The sequence below is a fragment of the Pseudomonas eucalypticola genome (assembly GCF_013374995.1).
Lineage (GTDB): Bacteria > Pseudomonadota > Gammaproteobacteria > Pseudomonadales > Pseudomonadaceae > Aquipseudomonas > Aquipseudomonas eucalypticola.
On the sequence record NZ_CP056030.1, the window covers coordinates 5,171,296 to 5,194,045 of the forward strand.

Genomic DNA, 22,750 nt, shown 5'->3' on the forward strand with positions numbered 1-22,750 from the left:
CGTCTCCAAACGTCAATGGCGGCTGCCCAGGTAGGCGGCGATCACGTGCGGGTCCCGGCGCACCTGTTCAGGGGTGCCGTCGGCGATCTTGCGACCGTAGTCGAGCACCACCACATGGTGGGAAATACCCATGACTACGCTCATGTCATGCTCGATCAACACCACCGTGGTACCGAATGCGCGGTTGATCTCGAGTATGTAGTCGCTCATCTCGCCTTTCTCCTGGGCGTTCATCCCCGCCATGGGCTCATCGAGCAGCAGCAAGCGGGGCTCCGCTGCCAGGGCGCGCGCCAATTCCACGCGTTTCTGCAGGCCGTAGGGCAAGGTGCCAACCGGGGTATCGCGCCATGGCTCCAGGTGCATGAATCGAATCACCTTGTCTGCCGCAGCCTGCTGAGTCACGTCTTCACGGCTGGCCCGACCGATGCGCAACGCCTGCTCCAGCCACGTGCTGCGACGCTGCAAGGTACGGCCGGTGAGTACGTTGTCGAGCACGCTCATGCCCTTGAATAACGCTATGTTCTGGAAGGTGCGGGCGATGCCTGCCCTGGCAGCAGCGTAGGGATGCATCTGCCGCCGCAGTTGGCCGTCGAAATGAATGTGCCCTTGCTGAGCCCGGTACACGCCATTGATGATGTTGAGCAGCGAGCTTTTGCCCGCGCCGTTGGGTCCGATCAAGGCGCAGATCTCACCGGCTGCGACGCTGAAGCCAATATCGTTGATAGCCTTGACGCCCTTGAACGACAAGTTGATGCCCCGCAACTCCAGCAATGGCGCTGTCGACATGATGGCTCCTCAGGCGGGCACGCCGGTTTGGGCCTGGGCCTGGGCCTGCTCCAGCTCACGCACCAGCGGCAATACGTGCTTGCCGAAGTACTCGACCTCTTCCTGGAAATGAAGGAACCCGGACAAAATCAAATCCACGCCCACGGCTTTCAAGGCGACGATGCGCTCGGCGATCTGCCGAGGCGTGCCGATGAGGTTGGTCTTGAACCCGTCGTTGTATTGCACCAGGTCCTCGAAGCTGGACTTGGCCCAGTTGCCCTCGCCTTCAGGGCTTGCGGCACCAGCGTGCTTGGCCTCGCTGCCAAAGCCATTGACGGCCTCGGGGTCGGCTTTGTCGATGATCTCGGCGAGCACCGCGCGCGCCTCTGCCTCGGTCTCGCGGGCGATGATGAAGGCGTTGACGCCGATTTTCACCGCGTGCCCGTTGGCTGCAGCCTTGGCGCGAATGTCATCGACCTGCGCCTTGATCCCGGCGACACTGTTGCCATTGGTGAAATACCAGTCGGAGACCCTTGAAGCCATGTCCCGCGCCGCCCGCGAGCTGCCGCCCTGAAAAATTTCCGGATGGGGGCGCTGAATGGGCTTGGGCTTTAGGTTGTAGTCGTGGAAACGATAGAAATCGCCATGGAAGCTGAAACTGTCCTCGGTCCAGATGCCCTTCAGGCAGCGGATGAACTCCTCGGAACGGCGATAGCGCTCATCGTGGTCCAGCCACGGCTCGCCGATGGCCCGAAACTCACCCTTGAACCACCCGGAGACGATATTCACCGCAACCCGACCCGCGGTGAATTGATCGATCGTGGCCAGTTGCTTGGCCGCCAACGCTGGCGTCCAAGGGCCAGGCAAAATTGCCGCGATCACTTTCAGTGTTTCCGTGGCCGCCAACAACGCATGGCTGATGGCAACGGATTCGTGCTGGTTGTCGGCGCCATAGCCAGCGGTGAAGCGGATTTGCGACAGGGCGTAATCGAACCCCGAGCGCTCGGCGATCTGCGCCAGCTTGCGGTTGTAGTCGATGTCCCAGCTGGTGCGCTGCTCGATTTTACTGACCACCAGGCCACCGCTCACGTTGGGCACCCAGTACGCGAATTTGATTGGGGTTTGGCTCATGCTGTGTCCTCCAGGAATTAACCGGGCGCCCTGCTCGAACGCCTCGCCTCAACGCCTTCAGCAGTAACCATGCCAATGATAAAAATCGTTTGTTTTCAAAGTGATAGAGGAGAATCCACGACACGCCGGTTGTCGGTTCGCGCTCAGCCTGTTGATCGACTGTTGGCTGGCGAACAGCACACAGTCCTGGCGCCTGGCCGGGTGATGTTGGTGGTGCAACACCGCTTCAGCAAACTGCGCACCACCGCGACAGCGTTGCACCGTCGACCGCCCCCGCCGGCCCCGTAGATAGCGGCATTCAACGCTCGGCACGACCTGTGCAATCCCCCTCGGCAAGCGCGTGCAGGCCCTTGCTCACGCACCCATTCCCTATTGCGCAGGAACCCCTCCATGACCGCTCAAGCCCATTCACTGCCCGCTCTTTCCACCGGCACCGACTATGCCGCGCTGGCCGCGCGCTTTCGTCCGATATTCCAGCGCATTGCCGCCGGTGCGCTGGACCGCGAGTTGGGCAGGCAATTGCCCCATGAGCCGATCCAGTGGCTGAAAACCGCCGGCTTCGGCGCCGTACGCGTGCCTGTCGAGCACGGCGGTGCAGGTGCCTCGCTGCCCCAATTGCTGCAGTTGCTGATCGAACTTGCCGAGGCCGACTCCAACCTGCCCCAAGCGTTGCGCGCGCACTTCGCCTTTGTCGAGGACCGCCTCAACGCGCACGCCAGTAGTGCCCAGGATGTCTGGTTCAAACGCTTCGTCGACGGCGAACTGGTGGGCAATGCCTGGACCGAAGTCGGCAGCGTGAAAATCGGCGACGTCATTACCCGCGTCTCGCGCCAGGGTGACCAGTGGGTGGTCAATGGCACCAAGTACTACAGCACCGGTAGCCTGTTTTCCGACTGGATCGACCTCTTCGCCCGCCGCGACGACACGGGCGCCGACGTGATCGCCGCCGTGCGAACCCGCCAGCCCGGCATCCAGCAGACCGACGACTGGGACGGCTTTGGCCAACGCACCACCGGCAGCGGCACTTCGACCTTCACCAATGCGGTGGTCGAGGCAGAAAACATCATCGACTTCGCCACACGCTTCAAGTATCAGACCGCCTTCTACCAACTAGTGTTGCTGGCGGTCATCAGCGGCTCAGGGCGCGCAGCGGTGCGCGACTTCGTTCACGAGACCCAGCAGCGCAAGCGTATTTTCAGCCACGGTAACGCCCCTGCGGTAAGCCAGGACCCACAGATCCAGCAAGTGATCGGCAAAGCCTCGGCCCAGGTGTACGCGGCCGAGGCCGCAACCCTGCGTGCGGGTGACGCCTCCCAGCGCGCCTACCTCGCGCGCTTCGGCGCGGACGAAAGCGCCGAGCGGGAAGCCAATATTGCCGCTGAACTGGAGTCCGCCCAAGCCCAGGTCGCGGCCATCGAGTTGGTGCTGCGCGCCACCAGCGATTTGTTCAACACCCTGGGCGCTTCGGGGACCAGTACCGCCAAGCAACTCGACCGCCATTGGCGCAACGCCCGCACGGCGGCGTCGCACAACCCGGTTATCTACAAGGAACGCATCGTCGGCGACTGGGAAATCAACGGTACTGAGCCGCCAACCGTGTGGCAGATCGGCGGAGGTATCAAACAGCAGTGATCCAGGCGGGGCCTGAAGCGTTCAGGCCCCACGTAGGCTCCGTCAGGCCCCCAGGTAGAAACGATGCAAGTCGTCGCTGCTCGCCAGTAGCTCGGCTGGCCCCTCATGGGCGACCCGGCCATTTTCCAGCACGTAGCCGTAATGGGCATGACGCAGGACCACGTTGAGGTTCTGCTCAGCCACCAGAAAGCTCACCCCTTCGCGCTGGTTCAGCTGCGCGATGATCTCGAAAATCTCATCGACGATAATCGGCGCCAGCCCCATCGACGGCTCGTCAAGCAGCACCAACGACGGCCGGGTCATCAGCGCGCGACCGATCGCAAGCATCTGTTGCTCGCCCCCGGAGGTCAGTCCCGCCAACGTCGTGCGTTTGGTTTTCAGGCGCGGAAACCAGGTGTACACCTGTTCGACATCCGCGGCCAGTTGCTTGCGCGAAGGGTTGCGCAGGAAGCCACCGGTACGCAGGTTTTCCTCAACGGTCAGGTGGGCGAATACATGGCGCCCTTCCAGCACATGAGCTATGCCCTGGTACGCCAACTGGCTGGGCGCAGTGCGGGTCGATTCGGCCTGGCGGAAATGAATGCTGCCACGGCTGACGCGCGCACGCTCAGCCTGCAGCAGGCCCGAAATGGCACTGAGGGTCGTGCTTTTGCCAGCGCCATTGGCACCCAACAGTGCGACAATCGTACCCTGTTCAACCCGCAATGAAACGCCGGCGACGGCCAGAATCGCGCCGTCGTAGATCACCTCGATGTCATCGACCCGTAGCAGGCCAGAGGGGGTGGGCAACGGTTGCGCAGCGCTGGGCATGGTGGAGTTCCTTTAAGCCGTGATCCCAGTGGTACAGCAGGGATCATGCCAGTCGCCCTACGCCACAGGTGGTATGAGCCCGCGCAGGCAGGAGGCGCAATGACGGTGTTTGCAGCGAAACAAAGTGTTGTCGAGTTGTTCCCCTGCGGTCAGACCTGCAGGGCCAGGAAAACAAGGCGGAGGGCGTCCCCCTGACTGGAATCAGGGGGACAGGGATCAGGTAAAAGAGGACCATATTCCGAAAACGAAAAAGCCCCGCAGACGTTAATCTGCGGGGCTCTACGTAATATGGCGGAGAGATAGGGATTTGAACCCTAGGTACTGTCGCCAGTACAACGGATTTCGAATCCGTCCCGTTCGGCCACTCCGGCATCTCTCCAGTGGCGCGCATGATACCAGCACTTTTTGAAAAGGCGAAGCCTTTTGTGAAAAAAATTCGCGTGGTATCAGGCGCTTGCGTGCGCGGCCGCGGTTAGAGCGGCACGCCCAGGCGCTTGGCGACTTCTTCGTAGGCTTCGATCACGTCGCCCAGACCCTGGCGGAAGCGGTCCTTGTCCATCTTTTTCTTGGTGTCCTTGTCCCACAGGCGGCAGCCGTCGGGGCTGAACTCGTCGCCGAGGACGATCTCACCGTGGAACAGGCCGAATTCCAGTTTGAAGTCCACCAGCAGCAGGCCGGCGTCATCGAAGAGCTTGTTCAGCACGTCGTTGACCTTCAGCGACAGCTCTTTCATTTTCGCCAGCTGCTCGGCGGTACCCCAGCCGAACGCCACCACGTGGGATTCGTTGATGAACGGGTCGCCCTTGGCGTCGTCTTTCAGGAACAGTTCGAAGGTGTACGGGTTCAGCTTCAGGCCTTCTTCCACGCCCAGGCGCTTGACCAGGCTGCCGGCGGCGTAGTTGCGCACCACGCACTCGACCGGGATCATGTCCAGCTTCTTGACCAGGCACTCGTTGTCGCCCAGCAGCTTGTCGAACTGGGTAGGAATACCCGCTTCTTCCAGCTTCTGCATGATGAAGGCGTTGAACTTGTTGTTCACCATGCCCTTGCGGTCCAGCTGTTCGATGCGCTTGCCATCGAACGCCGAGGTGTCGTTGCGAAACAGCAGGATCAGGCGGTCGGCGTCGTCGGTCTTGTAAACCGACTTGGCTTTGCCACGGTAGAGTTCTTCACGTTTTTCCATGATGGGCTCCGCTTGCAGGTAGGTGGGCTAGGCGATTTCGCGCCAGTCGAGCCCTGAATCTTGATCGGCCAGTTGCAGCCAGTCCGGGTCGCACCCCAAGGTGTCGACGAAACATTGCCGGGCCAGCTGCGGCAGGTTGTTCTTGCTGCTGAGGTGGGCCAGCACCAGGTGTTGCAGGTTTTGCCAGCCCAGCTCCGACACCAGGTTTGCCGCCTGGTGGTTGTTCAAATGCCCAAAGGCGCCGCCCACCCGCAACTTGAGAAACTGGGGGTAATGCCCCCTGGCGAGCAGGTCGCGGCAATGGTTGGACTCGATCACCAAGGCGTCGAGGTCCTGATAACTGTCCATGACACGCCCGCAATACGACCCCAGGTCGGTCAGCACGCCCAGGCGCCGCTGGCCGTTGCTGAACACGTACTGGGTCGGTTCCAGCGCATCGTGCGCCACGCCCACCACGTTGATGGCCAGCGCGCCGATTTCCAGTACGTCGCCGCAGGCCACGAAACCCGTTGGCTCCAGCGGCTTGCGCAGCGCACGCAGGGTGCCGCGGCTGAGGTACACCGGGATATTGTAGCGCCGAGACAGCAAACCCACGCCATGCACGTGGTCGGCATGTTCGTGGGTCACCAGGATGGCGCTCAATTGTTCGGGGTTGACCCCCAGCCGCGCGAGCCGACGCTCGGTTTCGCGCAAGGAGAAACCGCAGTCGACCAGCACGTGGGTGCCTTGGTATTGGACCAGCGTGCCATTCCCTTGGCTACCGCTACCGAGAATGGCGAAGCGCACTTAACCCAGGTTGTCCTGGATCACGCTCAACACACGGCGGGCGACGTCAGCCGGGGCCACGGTGTTGATGTTCTTCTCGACGGTGACCTGGACGTTCTCGCCCACCTTGCTCAGGCGCACCTGATAACGCTCGGCACGGGCTTCGACCTCTTCCTTGCTCGGCTCGCTGCCGAACAGGCGGCTGAAGAAGCCAGGCTGGTCATCCTTCTTGACGGGTTTTTCCGCCAGGTTGATGTAGTACAGGCCCAGGCTGCGGTTGATGTCTTCCACCTTCCACTGGCCGTGGTCCAGGGCGCGCCCCACGCTGGACCAGGCGCGGTCCAGGTCGGAGCCGACGTTGAGCACCGGGTTGCCACTGCCGTCTTCGCTCAGGGCGACGCGGCTAGGGGCATCGAAATCACGGGCCGCGAGCAGCGATACCGAACCACCCTTCTGGGCGCTGCGGGTCATGCTGGCCAGCACCTCGTCGACCAGGGCCAGGTCGGTGCCGCTGTTGCCAGGCATTTTCGGGAAGTCGACATCGGCGCTGCTGCCGGCCGGGCGCGACACGGTGGTCACGTAGACTTCGCTGGTGTTGCGTTGCACGCCGGGCTCGATGCGCACACGCACACGGGCTTCGCCGTCGCCGTTGCTAGCCGCGCCTTGCAAGCGCTTGGCCATGGCGGCGGACAATTCATCGAAACGCTGCCAGCTGGTGGTGAACTCACCGGTCTGCGGGCGCTCGTCGGCGATGCGGAAACCGTTGTCTTCAAAGAACTGGTGGGCCACCGGCCAGGTTTCGGCCGGCGGGTGCGCGGACAGAATCCAGCGCGACTCGCCATTCTTCTGCAAGGTGTAGTCGGTAGCTTCCTGGCTGGCCTGCAACGGCAGCGGGCGCGGAACTTCATATTCGCCGCTGCGCTGGGCTTCGTCGGCGACGTTGCGCGGGATCGGCAACAGCGGATCCAGGCGCTTGGTCACCTGCACATCGGGCGGCGTCTGCATGGGCGCCGTCTGACGGGCCTCAAGGTAATCACTGCCACGGTCACGGAAGTAACCGTTTTCGCCCCACAGCCAACTGCAACCGCTGGTGCTCGAAATCACCACGGCAAGGGCGGAAAGACCGACCAATCGCTTCATGCGTTGTACTTCCTCAAATTAGACCAGGACGCCGGTCTGGCGCAGGGCCTGACGCAGCGTTTCGTGATAAGGGGCGCTCAACCAGGTGAGCGGCAGGCGAATGCCTTCAGGCATCAGGCCCATTTCGTGCAATGCCCATTTCACGGGAATCGGGTTGGCTTCCAGGAACAGGTTCTTGTGCAACGGCATGAGTTGTTCGTTGATGGCGCGGGCTTCGGCAGCCTCGCCACGCAGGGCAGCGGCGCACAGCTCGTGCATGGCGCGCGGCGCGACGTTGGCGGTGACCGAAATGTTGCCCTTGCCACCCAGCAGAATCAGTTCGACGGCAGTCGGGTCATCACCGGACAGCAGCAGGAAGTCGCTGGAGACGCCGGCCAGGATGTCCTTGGCGCGCTGCAGGTCGCCGGTGGCTTCCTTGATGCCGATGATGTTCGGCACGGTGGACAGGCGGATCACGGTCTCGGCCTTCATGTCGCAGGCGGTGCGGCCTGGCACGTTGTAGAGGATCTGCGGGATGTCCACGGCTTCGGCGACGTGCTTGAAGTGCTGGTACAGCCCTTCCTGGGTCGGCTTGTTGTAGTACGGGGTTACCAGCAGGCAGGCATCGGCGCCGGCTTCCTTGGCGTTGCGGGTCAGTTCGACTGCCTCGCGGGTGGAGTTGGCACCGGTACCGGCGATGACCGGAATGCGCCCGGCGACCTGCTCGACCACACGATGGATCACATCGATGTGTTCCTTGTAGTCCAGGGTCGCGGACTCGCCGGTGGTGCCCACGGCGACGATGGCGTCAGTGCCTTCCTTCAGGTGGAAGTCCACGAGTTTGCTGAGGCTGTCCCAGTCGAGACGACCTTCTGCGTCCATGGGTGTGACCAGTGCCACCATACTGCCCGCAATCATGCAACCGCTCCTGCCGGAAAAAGAGAGCGGTAATGGTACTGGGGCCATGTGCCTTGCACAAGCGAAGTACCACGATGCGAGCATTCCCCTTGGCGCTGCTTTTCGCTACCCTTCAGACTTTGATCGGTACCGGTGGGTGTGTTTGTCCGGTTTGCTACGTGCCAGAAGCGCCGCAAACCCTTGTTCCTGAGCCGCCGATCCCCTGCCAACGGGTGCTTTCGTACCGTTGCCGGCATATCGCCCGGGCGCCACGGGGTCATCAGGCCCAGCCACCATGTCTACTTTACGTACCGACCGCTCATCGCTTTAGGAATGCTGCATGTCCACCCCCACAGTTCGCGAACAATTCCTTGTCATCAGTGCCCTTGGCCCTAACCCCATGGAGCTGACCAACGTGCTGTGCCGTGCCAGCCACGACAGCCGTTGCTCCGTGGTGACCTCGCGCCTGACCCGCCACGGCGAGTACAGCGCCCTGGTGCTGCAGGTGTCGGGCAACTGGGACGCCCTGGCGCGCCTGGAAACCAGCCTCGGCTCGCTGGCCAAGAAGCACGGCTTCACCGTCAACCTGGTGCGCAGCGCCACGCTGGAAAGCCGCCCCATGTCGCTGCCCTACGTGGCGTACGTCAGCTCGGTGTACCGCTCGGACATCATCAACGAGCTGTGCCAGTTCTTCATCGACCACAACGTGGAACTGGAGAACCTGACCTGCGACACCTACCAGGCCCCGCAGACCGGCGGCACCATGCTCAACGCCACCTTTACCGTGACCCTGCCGGCCGGCGTGCAGATCAGCTGGCTGCGCGACCAGTTCCTGGACTTCGCCGACGCCCTGAACCTGGACGCGCTCATCGAGCCGTGGCGCCCACAGAACCCCATGTAAGACAAGGACACCCTCATGGCAGTTGAAATCGGCCAGCCGGTCGCGGACTTCGAAGCGCCGGCCACCGGCGAGCAGTCCATTCGCCTGAGCGCCCTGAAGGGCCGCCAGGTGGTGATCTACTTCTACCCCAAGGACAGCACCCCGGGCTGCACCACCCAGGGCCAGGGCTTCCGCGACCAGCACGAAGCCTTCAAGGCCGCCAACACCGAAGTGTTCGGCGTGTCGCGTGACGGCCTCAAGTCCCATGAGAACTTCAAGGGCAAGCAGGGCTTCACCTTTGATCTGATCAGCGACAAGGACGAGGCCCTGTGCCAACTGTTCGACGTGATCAAGCTCAAGAAGCTGTATGGCAAGGAATACCTGGGCGTGGACCGCAGCACCTTCCTCATAGACAAGGACGGTGTGCTGCGCCAGCAATGGCGTGGCGTGAAGGTGCCAGGGCATGTGGATGCAGTGTTGGCCGCGGCACAGGAATTGGCCCAGGGCTAGTTTCGCAGCGCTCCCGGGATCAAGCGCCGTTCGCATGGCGCTCGATCTCCAGGGCGGGCAAGGCCACACGCCATGCCCATGGCCGCCCCCGCCCTACAGGATCGGCGCCACCTGCGGCTCATTGCGCGGCCACGCATCCAGCACCGCCTTGAACAGCGTCGCCAACGGGATGGCGAAGAAGATCCCCCAGAAGCCCCACAACCCGCCAAACAGCAGCACCGCGCAGATGATCGCTACGGGGTGCAGGTTCACCGCGCCGGCGAACAGCAAGGGCACCAGCACGTTGCCGTCCAGGGTCTGGATGATGCCGTACACCACCATCAGGTAGATGAACTGGTCACCCCAGCCCCATTGGAACAGGGCAATCAAGGTGACCGGCACCGTCACCACCACCGCGCCCACGTAGGGCACCACCACCGACAAGCCCACCAGCAACGCCAACAGCGCCGCATAGTTGAGCCCCAGGGCCACGAAGGCGATGTAGGTGGCTACGCCGCAAATGATGATTTCGATCACCTTGCCGCGAATGTAGTTGGCGATCTGGCGGTTCATTTCCTGGCCCACACGGGTGATCAGCGCGCGCTCGCGGGGCAGGTAACCCTTGACCCACTGGGCGATCATGACCCGGTCCTTGAGGAAGAAGAACACCAGGATCGGCACCAGCACGAAATAGATCATGATGTTGACCAGCAACGGCAGGCTCGACAGCGAGAACGTCAGGGCCCATTGGCCGAACTTGCCGATCTCGCCGCGCGCCGCTTCGATGGCCTGCAGTACCTGCTCGTCGGACACCAAGTGCGGGTAGCGCTCGGGCAGCAGCAACAGCAACGACTGCCATTTGCCGAGCATGCCGGGTAGTTCGTTGAACAACGTGATGAACTGGTGCCACAGCAAGGGCACCAGCACCAGCATGAACACCGCCAGGGCGCCCATGAACAGTGCGAACACCAGCCCCACGGCGAGGCCCGAGGGCACCCGCAGACGCTCCAGCCCCGTGACCAGGCCTTGCATCAGGAACGCCAGGACCATGCCCGCCAGCACCGGCGCCAACATGCCGCCCAAGGTCAGCACGGCGGTGAATGCCAGCACCAGCAGGACCGTGAGTACTACCGCCTGTTCATCCGAGAAGTAACGCTGTATCCAGTCGCGAAGCACTTTGAACATCAGTTTTCCTTGTTATGGCACGCAGCACGCAGGGCGCTCAGGCTTTCCTGAGCCAGTAGGTGTAGACCCCACCCTGTACAGTTTCATGTAACAGCGCATGACCTGCCAACCGGGCGAAGGTCTGAAAATCGCGCTGGGAACCGGCATCGGTGGCAATCACTTTCAGCACCGCCCCGGCCTGGAGCCGATTGAGCTCCATCTTGGCCTTGAGCAATGGCAATGGGCAATTGAGACCGCTGGCATCGAGCTCGGCGTCACAGGGTACGGCGTCGGTCATGGGCTTTTTTCTCCAGGGCTGGGCTGCGCGGGCAGGCGGGCCGCCTAGGATACCCCAAGCGTGCGACCCTCTGGTCCTTGGCGGATGACCCGGCTACAGTAAGGTCTTTCTCGACCAAGAGCCCCGTGCATGTCTTTATTGCGCCCTACCCTGCTGACGCTTGCCTGCCTGCTGGCCCTGCCGGGGCATGCCGACGACCTGCCGTCACTTGGCGACGCCAGTTCGGCCATTGTGTCCCCCCAGCAGGAACACGATCTGGGCCGCGCCTGGCTGGGCATGCTGCGCAGCCAGGTCGACCAACTGTCCGACCCGCAGCTCAAGGACTACGTCGAAACCACGGTGTACCGTCTGGCCGAAAGCAGCCAGCTACAGGACCACCGCCTGGAATTCATCCTCATCGACAGCAAGGAGCTCAACGCCTTCGCCGCACCGGGCGGCATTGTCGGCGTCAACGGCGGGCTGTTCCTCAATGCCGACACCGAAGGCCAATACGCCGGCGTGATGGCCCACGAACTCTCCCACTTGGCGCAACGCCACTTCGCCCGCGGTGTGGAAGAGCAGAAACGCATGCAGATGCCGGTCATGGCCGCGTTACTGGCCGGTATCGTCCTGGCAGCCACGGGTGGCGGCGAAGCCGGCATGGCGACCATCATGGGCAGCCAGGCCGCAGCCATTCAGTCCCAGCGCGCCTTTTCCCGCGAGAACGAAGCCGAGGCCGACCGCGTGGGCCTCGTTACCCTGCAAAAGGCCGGGTACGATCCCCGCAACATGCCGGACATGTTCGAAAAACTGGCCCGCCAATACCGCTTCGATGCCAAGCCGCCGGAATTCCTGCTGACCCACCCGGTCACCGAGGCGCGGATCGCCGATACCCGCAACCGTGCCGAGCAATTCCCCCATGGCGGCGTGGAGGACAGCCTGCGCTACCAACTGATCAAGAAGCGCGTGGAACTGTTCTACGAGGACACCCCTGGCATGGCCGCCAAACGCTTCCGCGCCCTGCTGGACGAGAACCCCAAGTCGGATGCGGCCCGCTATGGCCTGGCCATCGCCCAGATAAAGGGCAGCCAGTTCAACGAAGCGCGGGAGAACCTCAAGCCGTTGCTGGCCAAGGCGCCCAATGAAATCGTCTATAACCTGGCCGCAGTAGACCTGGACATGGCCAGCAACCACTTGCCTGACGCCCAGGCGCGAGTAGACCGCCTGCTGGGGCTGTACCCCGGCAACTTTCCGTTGAATCAGGTGCGCGTGGACCTGCTGATCAAGCAGAGCCGTACCGCCGATGCCGAAAAAGCCCTGGAAGACCTGCTCAAGTCGCGCCCCAACGACCCGGACGTGTGGAACCAGGTGGCCGATACCCGTGGCGCCAATGGCAACATCATCGGCCTGCACCAGGCGCGCGCGGAATACTTCGCCCTGGAAGGCGACTTCCGCCAGGCCCAGCAGCAATTGGACTTCGCCAAGCGCCGGGCGGCGAACAACTTCCAGCTGGCTTCACGTATCGATGCCCGGCAGAAAGACCTGGCGGAACAGGAGCGCATGGTCAAGGAAATGATGCGCGGCTAGAGGCCGCCAGGTCCGTGGTTCAACGTGGGCGCTCCGGTCGCTGGGTACGACACTGCGCAGCACGGAGTGGGCTATACTCTTTTCCCCGCGCCGGAAGGAGTTAGCTGCTTCAACGGTTTTTTTCGTTGCACGTTCGACAATTTTTTCACCATTGGCGGCCAGCGTCTAAGCTTCAGGCAGGTACGATGAATTTACCTGACCGGGCTGACGACTATGGGCGCTTTGTGGCAGACAGAACCCACCAGGACTGCGGTCCCTACCGACAGTCCCGCTGACCCACCACCACCGAAAAGCCCCCGCCAGCGCCGCTTGTGGCGTCGGCTGTTCTGGTTGCTGGTACTGATTGCCCTGGTCGCCCTGGCGTTCGCCATGCGCGCCGAAATGCGCACCTCCAAACTCCAGTCCCGCGAGTTCAGCCGCTACGCCAGGGACCTGACCTACACCCTCGCCCCCGGGCCCAGCGACTCCATCGCCTACCCCGGTGAAGGGCCGTTCGACAAGCGCCTGGGCTACAGCGACCTGGGCCAGTTCCTGCCTCGGCTGATCAAGCGCGAATACGTCATCAAGGAACAGACGCGCTTTTCCCCCTCGCTGATGGCTTATTACGACCGTGGGCTGTTCATCCCCTATTCGGAGAAAATCCAGGCGGGCCTGTCCATCACCGATTGCCGCGCAGACGTCCTCTACGAATTCCATTACCCGCAGCAACTCTACGCCCAGTTCCAGGATATTCCGCCGGTGGTGGTCAACAGCCTGCTGTTCGTGGAGAACCGCAGCCTGCTGGACCCGCGCGAACCGCTGCTCAACCCTGCGGTGGACTGGCCGCGCTTCGCCAAGGCCGCCTATACCCAGGTGGCCAAAGTGTTCGCCTTGCCCGGACAGTCCGCCGGCGGCAGTACCCTGGCCACGCAATTGGAGAAATATCGCCACTCCCCAGACGGCCTGACCGTGTCGGGCGGGGAAAAGATTCGCCAGATGCTCTCCGCCAGCGTGCGTGCCTATCAGGACGGCCCGCAAACCCTGGAAGCCCGGCAACGTATCGTGCGCGACTACCTCAATAGTGTGCCGCTGTCGGCAGTGCCGGGCCACGGCGAAGTACATGGCATGGCCGAAGGCCTGCGGGTGTGGTACGGCTCGGACTTCCAGCATGTGAACCAAGTGTTGCGCTCGACCGACAGCAGCCCCAAGGCCCTGGCCGAACGTGGCCTGGCCCTGCGGGAAGTGCTGTCGCTGATGATCGCCCAACGCCGGCCCTCGCACTTTCTCAACCGGGGCCATGACGAACTGGCGGAGTTGACCAACAGCCACATTCGCCTGCTGGCCGCCAACAACGTCATCGATCGTCCCTTGGCCGATGCCGCCCTCGCCAGCAAGGTCAGCTACCGGGATTGGGTGCAGCAACCGACCCTCCAGCCAGTGGAAAGCAACAAAGGCATCAGCGTGGCCCGCAGCCGCCTGTCGATGTTGCTCAACCGGCCCCTGTACGACCTCGACCGCCTCGACCTTTCGGCTACCACCACCTTGCAGAACGACTTGCAAACCCAGGTGACCGACTACCTCAAGCACCTGGCCGACCCTACCTTCGCCCAGCAACTGGGGCTGATCGGCGAACACTTGCTTACCGCGGCCAGCACCCCCGAGGTCAAATACAGTTTTACCCTGATGGAGCGCACGGCCGATGGCTCGCGGGTGCGGGTGCAGACCGACAACACCGACCAGCCTTTCGACATCAACGAAGGCAGCAAGCTGGAACTGGGCTCCACCGCCAAGATGCGCGTGCTGACCAGCTACCTGGAGATCATCAGCGAACTGCATGACCGCTTCGCCGGCCAGTCGCCAGCGGCGCTGAAAAAAGTCGATATCAATGAGCAGGACCGCCTCAGCCGCTGGGCCTTGGATTACCTGGCCCAGGCCAAGGACCAGAGCCTCAAGCCCATGCTCGACGCCGCCCTGGAGCGCAAGTATTCGGCCAGCCCGGGTGAGAGCTTCTTCACCGGTGGCGGTGCCCACACCTTCAAGAACTTTCGCAACGAGGACAACGGCCGCATCCCCACGCTCAAGGAAGCCCTGCGCGAGTCCATCAACCTGCCCTTCATTCGCGTCATGCGCGACATCGTGCGCTACACCACCTACAACGGCCCGAACAACAGCGCCGAATTGCTCAAGGATGACGGTGACCCGCGCCGCCAGGAATACCTGGCGCGCTTCGCCGACAAGGAAGGCAGCGACTTCCTGCTGCGCTTCTACAAACGCTACCAGGGCAAGACCACGGCCGAACGCCTGGACACCTTCCTCGACGGCCTGCACCCCACCGCCTCGCACCTGGCCGCCGTGCACCGCTACCTGTACCCCACGGCCAGCCAGGCGACCTTCGAGAGTTTCGTGCGCTCGCACCTGGGCAAGGGTGAAACCGTCACCCCCAAGCGCCTGGGCGAATATTACGACAGCTACGGCCCGGGCCACTGGGACCTGCCTGACCAGGGCTATATTGCCCGTGTGCACCCACTGGACCTGTGGCTGGTGGGCTACTTGATGCAGCATCCGGATGCCAAATTCAGTGAAGCGGTGACCGCCAGCCATTTCGAACGCCAGGAAGTGTACGGCTGGCTGTTCAAGAGCCGGCACAAAAGCGCCCGCGACAGCCGCATTCGCACCATGCTGGAGATCGAGGCGTTCCTGGACATCCACCGGCGCTGGGCGCGCCTGGGTTACCCCTTCGACCACCTGGTGCCATCGCTGGCCACTGCCATCGGCAGCTCGGGCGACCGCCCTGCCGCCCTGGCCGAGCTGATCGGCATCATCCAGAACGACGGCGTGCGCTTGCCGGTGCTGCGCATCGACAGCCTGCATTTCGCCGCCGGCACACCCTATGAAACCGAAGTGATAGCCGCGCCGGACAAAGCCCGGCGGGTGCTGAAGCCGGAAATCGCCCAGGCCATGCGTGAAGCCTTGTCGCAGGTGGTGGACGCCGGTACCGCGCGGCGCGTGTCCGGCAGTTTCAGGACGCCTGATGGCACGGCACTGGTCATGGGCGGCAAGACCGGTACCGGTGACAACCGCATCGAGAGTTTTGGCGCCCGCGGACGGATCCTGGGTTCCAAGGCCATCAACCGCACCGCGACTTTCGTGTTCTACATCGGCGAGAACCACTTCGGTACGCTCACCGCCTTTGTCCCCGGTCGCGCGGCGGAAGGTTTCCGCTTCACCTCGGCGCTGCCGGTGCAGGTACTCAAGGGCATGGCACCAATGCTCACACCGTACCTGCAACCGGGCGGCCAAACCCAATGCAAGGCGCCTGCCCAGACCACCGCGACCCGCTGATCTCCTAGCGGGGACTGTGGGGACCGGGGCGCCCGCGAATCGCCAGATGAGAACCATTCGTCTTTTCCGCTTGCACACACTTAAAGATATATCTTAAGGTATATCTTAAGTAACCCAGCGAAGAGAAGAAAGACGATGAGAGACCACCATCACCCCCGCAGAGAATTCGGCGATGGCCACGACGGCCTGGAACGCCGCCCTGGCCGCGAACGCGGCGGCCGCGGCCCCCGTGTGTTCGCCCCTGGCGACCTGAAACTGCTGTTGCTGGCCTTGGTGGCCGAGCAACCCTGCCACGGCTATGACCTGATCCGCCAGATCGAGGGCATGTTCGACGGCGCCTATAGCCCCAGCCCCGGCGTGATCTACCCCACCCTTACGTTCCTGGAAGAAAGCGAACTGATCCAGGGTGACGCCCAGGCCGGCAAGAAGCTGTACACCGTGACCGAGGCCGGCCGTGCCTCGCTGGCGGATCAGACCATTGCCCTGGACGGCGTGCGCACGCGCATCGACGTCAGCAAGCGGTCACTGCGCGGCCATGACCGCCCGGCCGAGATCCACGAAGCCGTCCATAACCTGCGCCATGCGCTGCAATTGCACCATGGACGCTGGAGCCCTGATGAGATCGTGCGGGTCCGTGACCTGCTCAACAGTACCGCCAAGGCCATCGTCGATGGCCCCGCCACTCAACACCCTCAGGAGAAGTCCGTATGAAGCCAGAGAACACCCAAGGCGTGCACCGCGTCATGCATGAAATCAAACGTCGCCGCCTGGACGTGCTGCGCGTGACCGAGCTGACCCCACGCATGCGCCGCATCACCGTGGGCGGCCCCGAGCTGGAGGGTTTTCTGAGCCTGGGCGCCGACGACCACATCAAATTGATGTTCGCCCGCAACGCCGAAGAGCAGGCAGCCCTGCAAACCTTGAAACTGGGCGGCCCCAGCGACGGCGGGCCGAAACCGGCCATGCGTGACTACACCCCACGGCGCATCGACCTGGCCAAGGGCGAACTGGACATCGACTTCGTGATCCACGGCGACGGCCCCGCTTCGACCTGGGCCGAGCAGGCCGCACCCGGCCAGCACCTGTACATCGGCGGCCCACGCAGTTCCACCATCGTGCCGGACATCTTCGACAGCTATCTGCTGATCGGCGACGAAACCGCGATCCCCGCCATCGCTCGCCGCCTGGAAGAACTGCCGGCCAACCGCAAGGCGCTGGTGGTGATCGAGATCGAGGATGCGCGCGAACAGCAAGTGCTGAACAGCGCCGCTCAGGTCGAGGTGATCTGGGTAGAGCGCCACAGCCGTGAGGATGCGCTCGTGGCCGCAGTTGCCGATTTGAGTATCCCCCAAGGCCAGCTCTACGCCTGGGTGGCCACCGAAGCGGCACTCTCGCGCCGGGTGCGCAAGGTACTGCTGGATGACCACCACCTGGGCGACACCGCCGAGGTCAAGGCCGTGGGCTACTGGCGCCTGGACGAGAATGACGAGGGCTGACAGCCCTTAGTCGGTAGCCTGCCGCTGGCGCTTGCCCTGCCAGCGGTCCAGGCCTACCAGCACCAGGGAAATGATCACGAAGCCCAGCAGAATCACCAGGGCGTTGACCAGCACGCGGCCATACCCCAGCGTGCCCACATCGATGAACGGGTACGGGTACACCCCGATAGCGTTGCCACGCAGCAGGCAATAGCCGAAATAGGCAACCGGGTACACCGACCACGCCACCACGTGCCGCACCTGCAAGGTGCCCTTGGGCACGCACCACCACCAGAACACCACGAACACTGGCGGCATTATGTCGTGCAGCAGTTCGTTCACCACCCATTGCACCCCCTGGGGGTTCCAGGTATCGCGCAGCAGCAGGCTGTACGCCATGCCTACCAGAATGATGCTGGCGGTTACCCCCGAGCTCACCCACGGCCGCAGCCAGAATGAGTGCGCCCCTGCGCCCTTGTGGCGGGCAGCGGCCGTGAGCACGGCGGCCACCAGGGTGTTGGTGAGGATGGTGAAATAACCGAAGAAATGCAGCACCCCGCCCACCAGGCTGGCCTGGTCGGCCAACCGCGCCTGCAGGATAAGCAGCAACTGCACCGCAAGGGCCAGCCACGCCGCCCACGCAGCGCAGGTGACGAACAGGTGCAGGGGGCGAGTCGGTAGCGGTGAGTGCATGTAGGGTCAGTCCTCGACAGGTCGTTTGGTACGGGCCAGCTTCACGTACAGGCGCTCCACTTTCTCTCGCGCCCAAGGGGTCTTGCGCAGAAAGGTCAGGCTCGACTTGATACTGGGGTCGCTCTTGAAGCAGCGGATATCGATGCGCTCGGCCAGGCCTTCCCAGGTGTAGTGAGTGACCAGGGCGGTGAGGATCTGTTCGAGCGTCACGCCGTGCAGCGGGTTGTCAGTGGTTTGGGTCATGCCGGGCTCCAGGCGAGTGAGGGGTGCGCACCATAGCCGAGCCTCGCGGCAGCGGGAAGAGCTTAACGCCCCGCATTGCCCTTGCTGATCGGCGTAATCGGCGCACCTTGTAGGATTCTTCCTAAATCTACCACCCCTACACTTCAGGGCCGGACGCTGTTGAAAACCTGACGCTGAAGAAGTCTTCAGAAACCGCAGAAGCTCATGTTCCGAAGCGCAGGTTGGCACAGCTATTGTTACGCACTCGGCAACTGTGCATGTTGGACTTACATCTTTTAATAATAAAAAAACCTCTATATCCTCCGCCCCCCGCAACTGAATCGATTTTTTTGCGTAATAAAACCTACATTTTGCAGTGCTTCTCCAAACAGCACTTTAAAATGTACCGTTTGGTTAATAATTAAGATCCTTATAAATGCCAAAATTCGAACTTCGCCGTGCTCGTGCCGCCGGCCGCTTCACCGTATCGCCAGCCCTGCGCCTGCTGGGCGGCCTGACTGCCATCGGGATTGCCTCCTGCGCCCAGGCCGCACCGGCTTTCGACGCCGATTCGCCGTACATGTCCGGCGACTGGGGTGGCAAGCGTACCGAGCTGCATGACCTGGGCTACGACTTCAAGCTGGAGTACGTCGGTGAAACAGGTTCGAACCTGCACGGTGGCTACAACCACGACCATGCCACCCGCTACAGCGACCAGTTCGCGCTGGGCATGCACATGGACCTGCAGAAGATCCTGGGCTGGCACGACGCCGAGTTCCAGCTGACCCTGACCGACCGTAACGGTGACAACATCACCAACGACCGCGTAGCCGACCCGCGTACCGGCGGTATCAGCTCGTCCCAGGAAGTCTATGGCCGCGGCAGCATCGTGCGGATCACGCAGATGTACTACCAGCAGAAGTTCTTCGACCAGAAGCTGGACATCAAAGTAGGCCGCTTCGGCGAAGGCGAAGACTTCAACAGCTTCCAGTGCGACTTCCAGAACCTGGCGTTCTGCGGCTCGCAGGTCGGTAACTGGGCCACCGGCATCTGGTACAACTGGCCAGTCAGCCAGTGGGCAGCCCGGGTCAAGTACCACCTGAACGACGAGATCTACGCCCAGGTCGGCGCCTATGCGCTGAACCCGAGCAACCTGGAAAACGATAACGGTTTCAAATTGAACAACGCTGGCAACGAGGGCGCCGTGCTGCCGGTCGAGCTGGTATGGGCGCCGCACGTCAACGGCCTGCCAGGCGAATACCGCGCGGGTTACTACTACAGCACCGCCAACGCCAAGGACGTCTACAAGGACACCAACGGCCAGCCCGCGGCGCTGAGCGGCGATGATTACCGGTCCAGTTCCAGCAAGCACGGCTACTGGCTGACGTTCAACCAGCAACTGACCTCCCAGGCCAGCGACAACGCCCGCGGCCTGAGCGTGTTCGGCAACGTCACGGTGCACGACAAGAAGACCAACATGGTCGACAACTACGTCCAGGCCGGTGTGGTTTACAAAGGTTTGTTCGATGCGCGCCCCAAGGATGACATCGGTATCGCCCTGGCGCGTATCCACGTCAACCCGGCGTACCGCAAGAACGCAGAAGCCACCAACGCAGCCAACGGCGTGACGGATTACAACGATCCGGCCTACCTGCCGATCCAGCGCACCGAAAGCAGCGCCGAACTGAACTACGGCGTGCACGTCACCAACTGGCTGACCGTGCGCCCGAACCTGCAATACATCAAGCACCCGGGCGGTGTCGACGAAGTCGATAACGCGCTGGTCGCCGGTATCAAGATCCAAAGCTCTTTCTAACAACAATTCAACTTTACGGAAGAAGTTACCCAGACTGCGAGCGTAGGACGTTTCTGAACTATGCTCGAATACTCAAACGTAACGGAGAAACCACACTATGAGCACTGACAGTGCTTTCGGTCGGTCTCGCCTGGCTCCGAGCTTGCTCGGCCTGGTGATGCTGCTAATGGGCCTCGGCCTTCTGGTCGGGGGTGTCAAACTCGCCACCCTGGGCGGCTCGCTGTACTACGTCATTGCCGGACTTTTCCTTGTGGTGACCGGTGTGCTGGTGCTGATGGGGCGTTCCATCGCCCTGGGCATCTACGCCGTGTTCCTGCTGGGCAGCACCGTCTGGTCGCTGGCCGAAACCGGCCTGGACTGGTGGCAGCTGGTACCACGCCTGTCGCTGTGGTTCGTGCTGGGCCTGCTGCTGTGGCTGCCGTGGTTTCGCAAGCCGCTGGTGCTGCGTGAAGCGGCCCCCAAGGGCACGTCCGTGCTGGGCGTTGCGGTTGTCCTGGCTGGCGCCTGCGCCGTGGCTGCCCAATTCACCAGCTACGGTGACATCAGTGGTGACCTGGGCCGTGACGGTACCGACATGGCCAGCGCCGCCCCAGCCCAGCCTGACGGCGAGTGGCAATCCTACGGCCGCACCGAGTTCGGTGAACGTTATTCGCCGCTCAAACAGATCACCCCGGACAACGTCGGCAAGCTGACCGAAGCCTGGCGCATCCGCACCGGTGACATGCCGACCGACAAAGACCCGGTAGAGCTGACCAACCAGAACACCCCGCTGAAGGTCAACGGCATGCTGTACGCCTGCACCGCGCACAGCAAGGTACTGGCCCTGGACCCGGATACCGGCAAGGAAATCTGGCGCTACGACCCGCAGATCCAGGGTCCGAACGGCAACGACTTCCGTGGCTGGGCACACATGACCTGCCGTGGCGTTTCGTACTACGACGAAGCTGCCTACAGCAAGTCTGACGTACCAAGCGTTCCGGCCGCCCTGTCGACCGCTGGCCAGGCCGTGGCCACCAGCTGCCCGCGCCGCCTGTTCCTGCCGACCGCCGACGCCCGCCTGATCGCCCTGAACGCCGACACCGGTAAAGTCTGCGAAGACTTCGGTGACAAAGGCGTGGTGAACCTGCGCGCCAACATCGGTACCTTCACCCCGGGCGGCTACTACGCCACCTCGCCGGCAGCCATCACCCGCAACCTGGTGATCATTGGCGGCCACGTGACCGACAACGAATCCACCAACGAGCCATCGGGCGTGATCCGTGCGTTCGACGTGCATGACGGCCACCTGGTGTGGAACTGGGATGCCGGCAACCCGGACGACACCGCGCCGATTGCCGAAGGCAAGACCTACACCCGCAACTCGCCGAACATGTGGTCGCTGGCCAGCGTCGACGAGAAACTGGGCATGATCTACCTGCCATTGGGCAACCAGATGCCTGACCAGTGGGGCGGCAACCGTACCCCTGAGTCGGAAAAATTCAGCGCCGGTACCGTGGCGCTGGACATCGAGACTGGCAAGCTGAAGTGGAACTACCAGTTCACCCACCACGACCTGTGGGACATGGACGTGCCGAGCCAGCCTACCCTGGTTGACATCAAGACGGCCGAGGGCGTGAAGCACGCGCTGGTACAGCCTACCAAGCAAGGCAGCCTGTACGTACTGGACCGCACCACCGGTTCGCCGATCGTGCCGATCCAGGAAGTCGACGCACCGAAAGGCGCGGTGGAAGGCGACCATTCTTCGCCGACCCAGGCGCGTTCGGAGCTGAACCTGCTGCCGCCTGAGCTGAATGAAAAGGCCATGTGGGGCGTCACCCCATTCGACCAACTGCTGTGCCGCATCCAGTTCAAATCGCTGCGTTATGAAGGCCAGTACACCCCGCCGTCGGTGCAGGGCAGCATCATCTACCCAGGCAACGTCGGTGTGTTCAACTGGGGCGCGGTATCGGTGGACCCGGTTCGCCAGATGCTGTTCACCAGCCCGAACTACATGGCGTTCGTCTCGCAGCTGGTGCCTCGCGCCAAAGTGGAAGCCGGCAGCAAGCGTGAAAGCGAAACCAGCGGCGTGCAGCCGAACACCGGCGCGCCATACGCGGTGATCATGCACCCATTGATGTCGCCGTTCGGCGTACCGTGCCAGGCGCCAGCCTGGGGTTACGTGGCCGGTATCGACCTGACCACCGCCAAGGTGATCTGGAAGCACAAGAACGGCACCAGCCGTGACAGCTCGCCGATTCCGTTGAACCTGACCCTGGGCGTGCCCAGCATGGGCGGCTCGATGGTCACTGCCGGTGGCGTTGGCTTCCTGAGCGGCACCCTGGACCAGTACATCCGTGCTTACGACGTGAAGAACGGCAAGAAACTGTGGGAAAGCCGCCTGCCGGCTGGCGGTCAGTCGACGCCAATGACCTACACCGGCAAGGACGGCGAGCAGTACGTGCTGTCGGTTGTCGGCGGCCATGGCTCGCTGGGCACCAAGATGGGCGATTACATCATTGCCTACAAGCTGTCCAAGTGATGGTGT

The 22,750-nt window shown here is 62.8% G+C and carries 20 protein-coding genes and 1 tRNA gene; 9 read left to right on the plus strand and 12 right to left on the minus strand.

Annotated elements, in window-relative coordinates:
* Positions 1 to 12: 12 nt before the first annotated feature.
* Positions 13 to 786: an ABC transporter ATP-binding protein gene (locus tag HWQ56_RS23065; protein ID WP_158153192.1), complete on the minus strand. Its 774-nt coding sequence runs from the start codon at positions 784 to 786 to the stop codon at positions 13 to 15.
* A gap of 9 nt (positions 787 to 795) precedes the next feature.
* On the minus strand, positions 796 to 1,896 hold the full coding sequence (gene sfnG, locus HWQ56_RS23070; RefSeq protein ID WP_158153191.1) for a dimethylsulfone monooxygenase SfnG: 1,101 nt from the start codon (positions 1,894 to 1,896) through the stop codon (positions 796 to 798).
* A gap of 390 nt (positions 1,897 to 2,286) precedes the next feature.
* Here sfnG and HWQ56_RS23075 point away from each other — a divergent pair, with 390 nt between their 5' ends.
* On the plus strand, positions 2,287 to 3,528 hold the full coding sequence (locus HWQ56_RS23075; protein ID WP_176571874.1) for an acyl-CoA dehydrogenase family protein: 1,242 nt from the start codon (positions 2,287 to 2,289) through the stop codon (positions 3,526 to 3,528).
* A 42-nt stretch (positions 3,529 to 3,570) separates the two neighbouring features.
* Here HWQ56_RS23075 and HWQ56_RS23080 read toward each other — a convergent pair whose 3' ends face one another.
* The 6 genes from HWQ56_RS23080 to dapA all read right to left on the minus strand — a co-directional run bounded on the left by HWQ56_RS23080 (position 3,571) and on the right by dapA (position 8,323).
* Positions 3,571 to 4,338, minus strand: coding sequence for an ABC transporter ATP-binding protein (locus HWQ56_RS23080; RefSeq protein ID WP_158153189.1), 768 nt, complete (start codon positions 4,336 to 4,338; stop codon positions 3,571 to 3,573).
* A gap of 289 nt (positions 4,339 to 4,627) precedes the next feature.
* Positions 4,628 to 4,717, minus strand: a tRNA-Ser gene (locus HWQ56_RS23085).
* A 93-nt stretch (positions 4,718 to 4,810) separates the two neighbouring features.
* Positions 4,811 to 5,521: a phosphoribosylaminoimidazolesuccinocarboxamide synthase gene (purC, locus tag HWQ56_RS23090; RefSeq protein WP_158153188.1), complete on the minus strand. Its 711-nt coding sequence runs from the start codon at positions 5,519 to 5,521 to the stop codon at positions 4,811 to 4,813.
* 27 nt (positions 5,522 to 5,548) lie between these two features.
* A complete protein-coding gene (locus HWQ56_RS23095; RefSeq protein ID WP_176571875.1) occupies positions 5,549 to 6,307 on the minus strand; it encodes an MBL fold metallo-hydrolase in 759 nt (252 codons plus the stop codon).
* Positions 6,308 to 7,426 carry an outer membrane protein assembly factor BamC gene (bamC, locus tag HWQ56_RS23100; RefSeq protein ID WP_158153186.1) on the minus strand — a complete coding sequence of 373 codons (1,119 nt, stop codon included), beginning with the start codon at positions 7,424 to 7,426 and terminating at the stop codon, positions 6,308 to 6,310. It abuts the gene before it with no gap.
* An 18-nt stretch (positions 7,427 to 7,444) separates the two neighbouring features.
* On the minus strand, positions 7,445 to 8,323 hold the full coding sequence (gene dapA, locus HWQ56_RS23105; RefSeq protein WP_158153185.1) for a 4-hydroxy-tetrahydrodipicolinate synthase: 879 nt from the start codon (positions 8,321 to 8,323) through the stop codon (positions 7,445 to 7,447).
* Between the two features lie 319 nt (positions 8,324 to 8,642).
* On the opposite strand from dapA, the gene HWQ56_RS23110 reads away from it, so the two are divergent.
* Entirely contained in the window at positions 8,643 to 9,203 is a 561-nt protein-coding gene (locus HWQ56_RS23110) for a glycine cleavage system transcriptional repressor (protein WP_158153184.1), read from the plus strand.
* A 15-nt stretch (positions 9,204 to 9,218) separates the two neighbouring features.
* Complete coding sequence (locus HWQ56_RS23115; protein ID WP_158153183.1) at positions 9,219 to 9,692, plus strand: peroxiredoxin; 474 nt, start codon at positions 9,219 to 9,221, stop codon at positions 9,690 to 9,692.
* 93 nt (positions 9,693 to 9,785) lie between these two features.
* Here the strand turns inward: HWQ56_RS23115 and HWQ56_RS23120 are convergent, their stop codons facing one another.
* Complete coding sequence (locus HWQ56_RS23120; protein WP_158153182.1) at positions 9,786 to 10,856, minus strand: AI-2E family transporter; 1,071 nt, start codon at positions 10,854 to 10,856, stop codon at positions 9,786 to 9,788.
* Positions 10,857 to 10,893: 37 nt separating this feature from the next.
* Entirely contained in the window at positions 10,894 to 11,133 is a 240-nt protein-coding gene (locus HWQ56_RS23125; RefSeq protein ID WP_158153181.1) for a sulfurtransferase TusA family protein, read from the minus strand.
* 129 nt (positions 11,134 to 11,262) lie between these two features.
* Here HWQ56_RS23125 and HWQ56_RS23130 point away from each other — a divergent pair, with 129 nt between their 5' ends.
* From HWQ56_RS23130 to HWQ56_RS23145, 4 genes are all read left to right on the plus strand, one after another.
* Positions 11,263 to 12,699 carry a M48 family metalloprotease gene (locus HWQ56_RS23130; protein ID WP_176571876.1) on the plus strand — a complete coding sequence of 479 codons (1,437 nt, stop codon included), beginning with the start codon at positions 11,263 to 11,265 and terminating at the stop codon, positions 12,697 to 12,699.
* Between the two features lie 213 nt (positions 12,700 to 12,912).
* On the plus strand, positions 12,913 to 16,020 hold the full coding sequence (locus HWQ56_RS23135; RefSeq protein WP_176571877.1) for a transglycosylase domain-containing protein: 3,108 nt from the start codon (positions 12,913 to 12,915) through the stop codon (positions 16,018 to 16,020).
* Between the two features lie 135 nt (positions 16,021 to 16,155).
* Positions 16,156 to 16,731 (plus strand): PadR family transcriptional regulator, encoded by a 576-nt coding sequence (locus HWQ56_RS23140; RefSeq protein WP_158153178.1) that lies wholly within the window; start codon positions 16,156 to 16,158, stop codon positions 16,729 to 16,731.
* Complete coding sequence (locus HWQ56_RS23145; protein WP_176571878.1) at positions 16,728 to 17,516, plus strand: siderophore-interacting protein; 789 nt, start codon at positions 16,728 to 16,730, stop codon at positions 17,514 to 17,516. The genes HWQ56_RS23140 and HWQ56_RS23145 overlap by 4 nt, the downstream gene beginning before the upstream one ends.
* A gap of 6 nt (positions 17,517 to 17,522) precedes the next feature.
* On the opposite strand, the gene HWQ56_RS23150 is transcribed toward HWQ56_RS23145, so the two are convergent.
* Positions 17,523 to 18,188 carry a Pr6Pr family membrane protein gene (locus tag HWQ56_RS23150; protein WP_176571879.1) on the minus strand — a complete coding sequence of 222 codons (666 nt, stop codon included), beginning with the start codon at positions 18,186 to 18,188 and terminating at the stop codon, positions 17,523 to 17,525.
* A gap of 6 nt (positions 18,189 to 18,194) precedes the next feature.
* Positions 18,195 to 18,431 (minus strand): VF530 family protein, encoded by a 237-nt coding sequence (locus HWQ56_RS23155; protein WP_158153176.1) that lies wholly within the window; start codon positions 18,429 to 18,431, stop codon positions 18,195 to 18,197.
* Between the two features lie 415 nt (positions 18,432 to 18,846).
* Here HWQ56_RS23155 and HWQ56_RS23160 point away from each other — a divergent pair, with 415 nt between their 5' ends.
* Together HWQ56_RS23160 and HWQ56_RS23165 are read left to right on the plus strand one after the other, a co-directional pair.
* Positions 18,847 to 20,226, plus strand: a complete 1,380-nt coding sequence (locus HWQ56_RS23160) for a carbohydrate porin (RefSeq protein WP_176571880.1) — start codon at positions 18,847 to 18,849, stop codon at positions 20,224 to 20,226.
* A 97-nt stretch (positions 20,227 to 20,323) separates the two neighbouring features.
* Complete coding sequence (locus HWQ56_RS23165) at positions 20,324 to 22,744, plus strand: glucose/quinate/shikimate family membrane-bound PQQ-dependent dehydrogenase (protein ID WP_158153174.1); 2,421 nt, start codon at positions 20,324 to 20,326, stop codon at positions 22,742 to 22,744.
* The last annotated feature ends 6 nt before the right edge of the window (positions 22,745 to 22,750 follow it).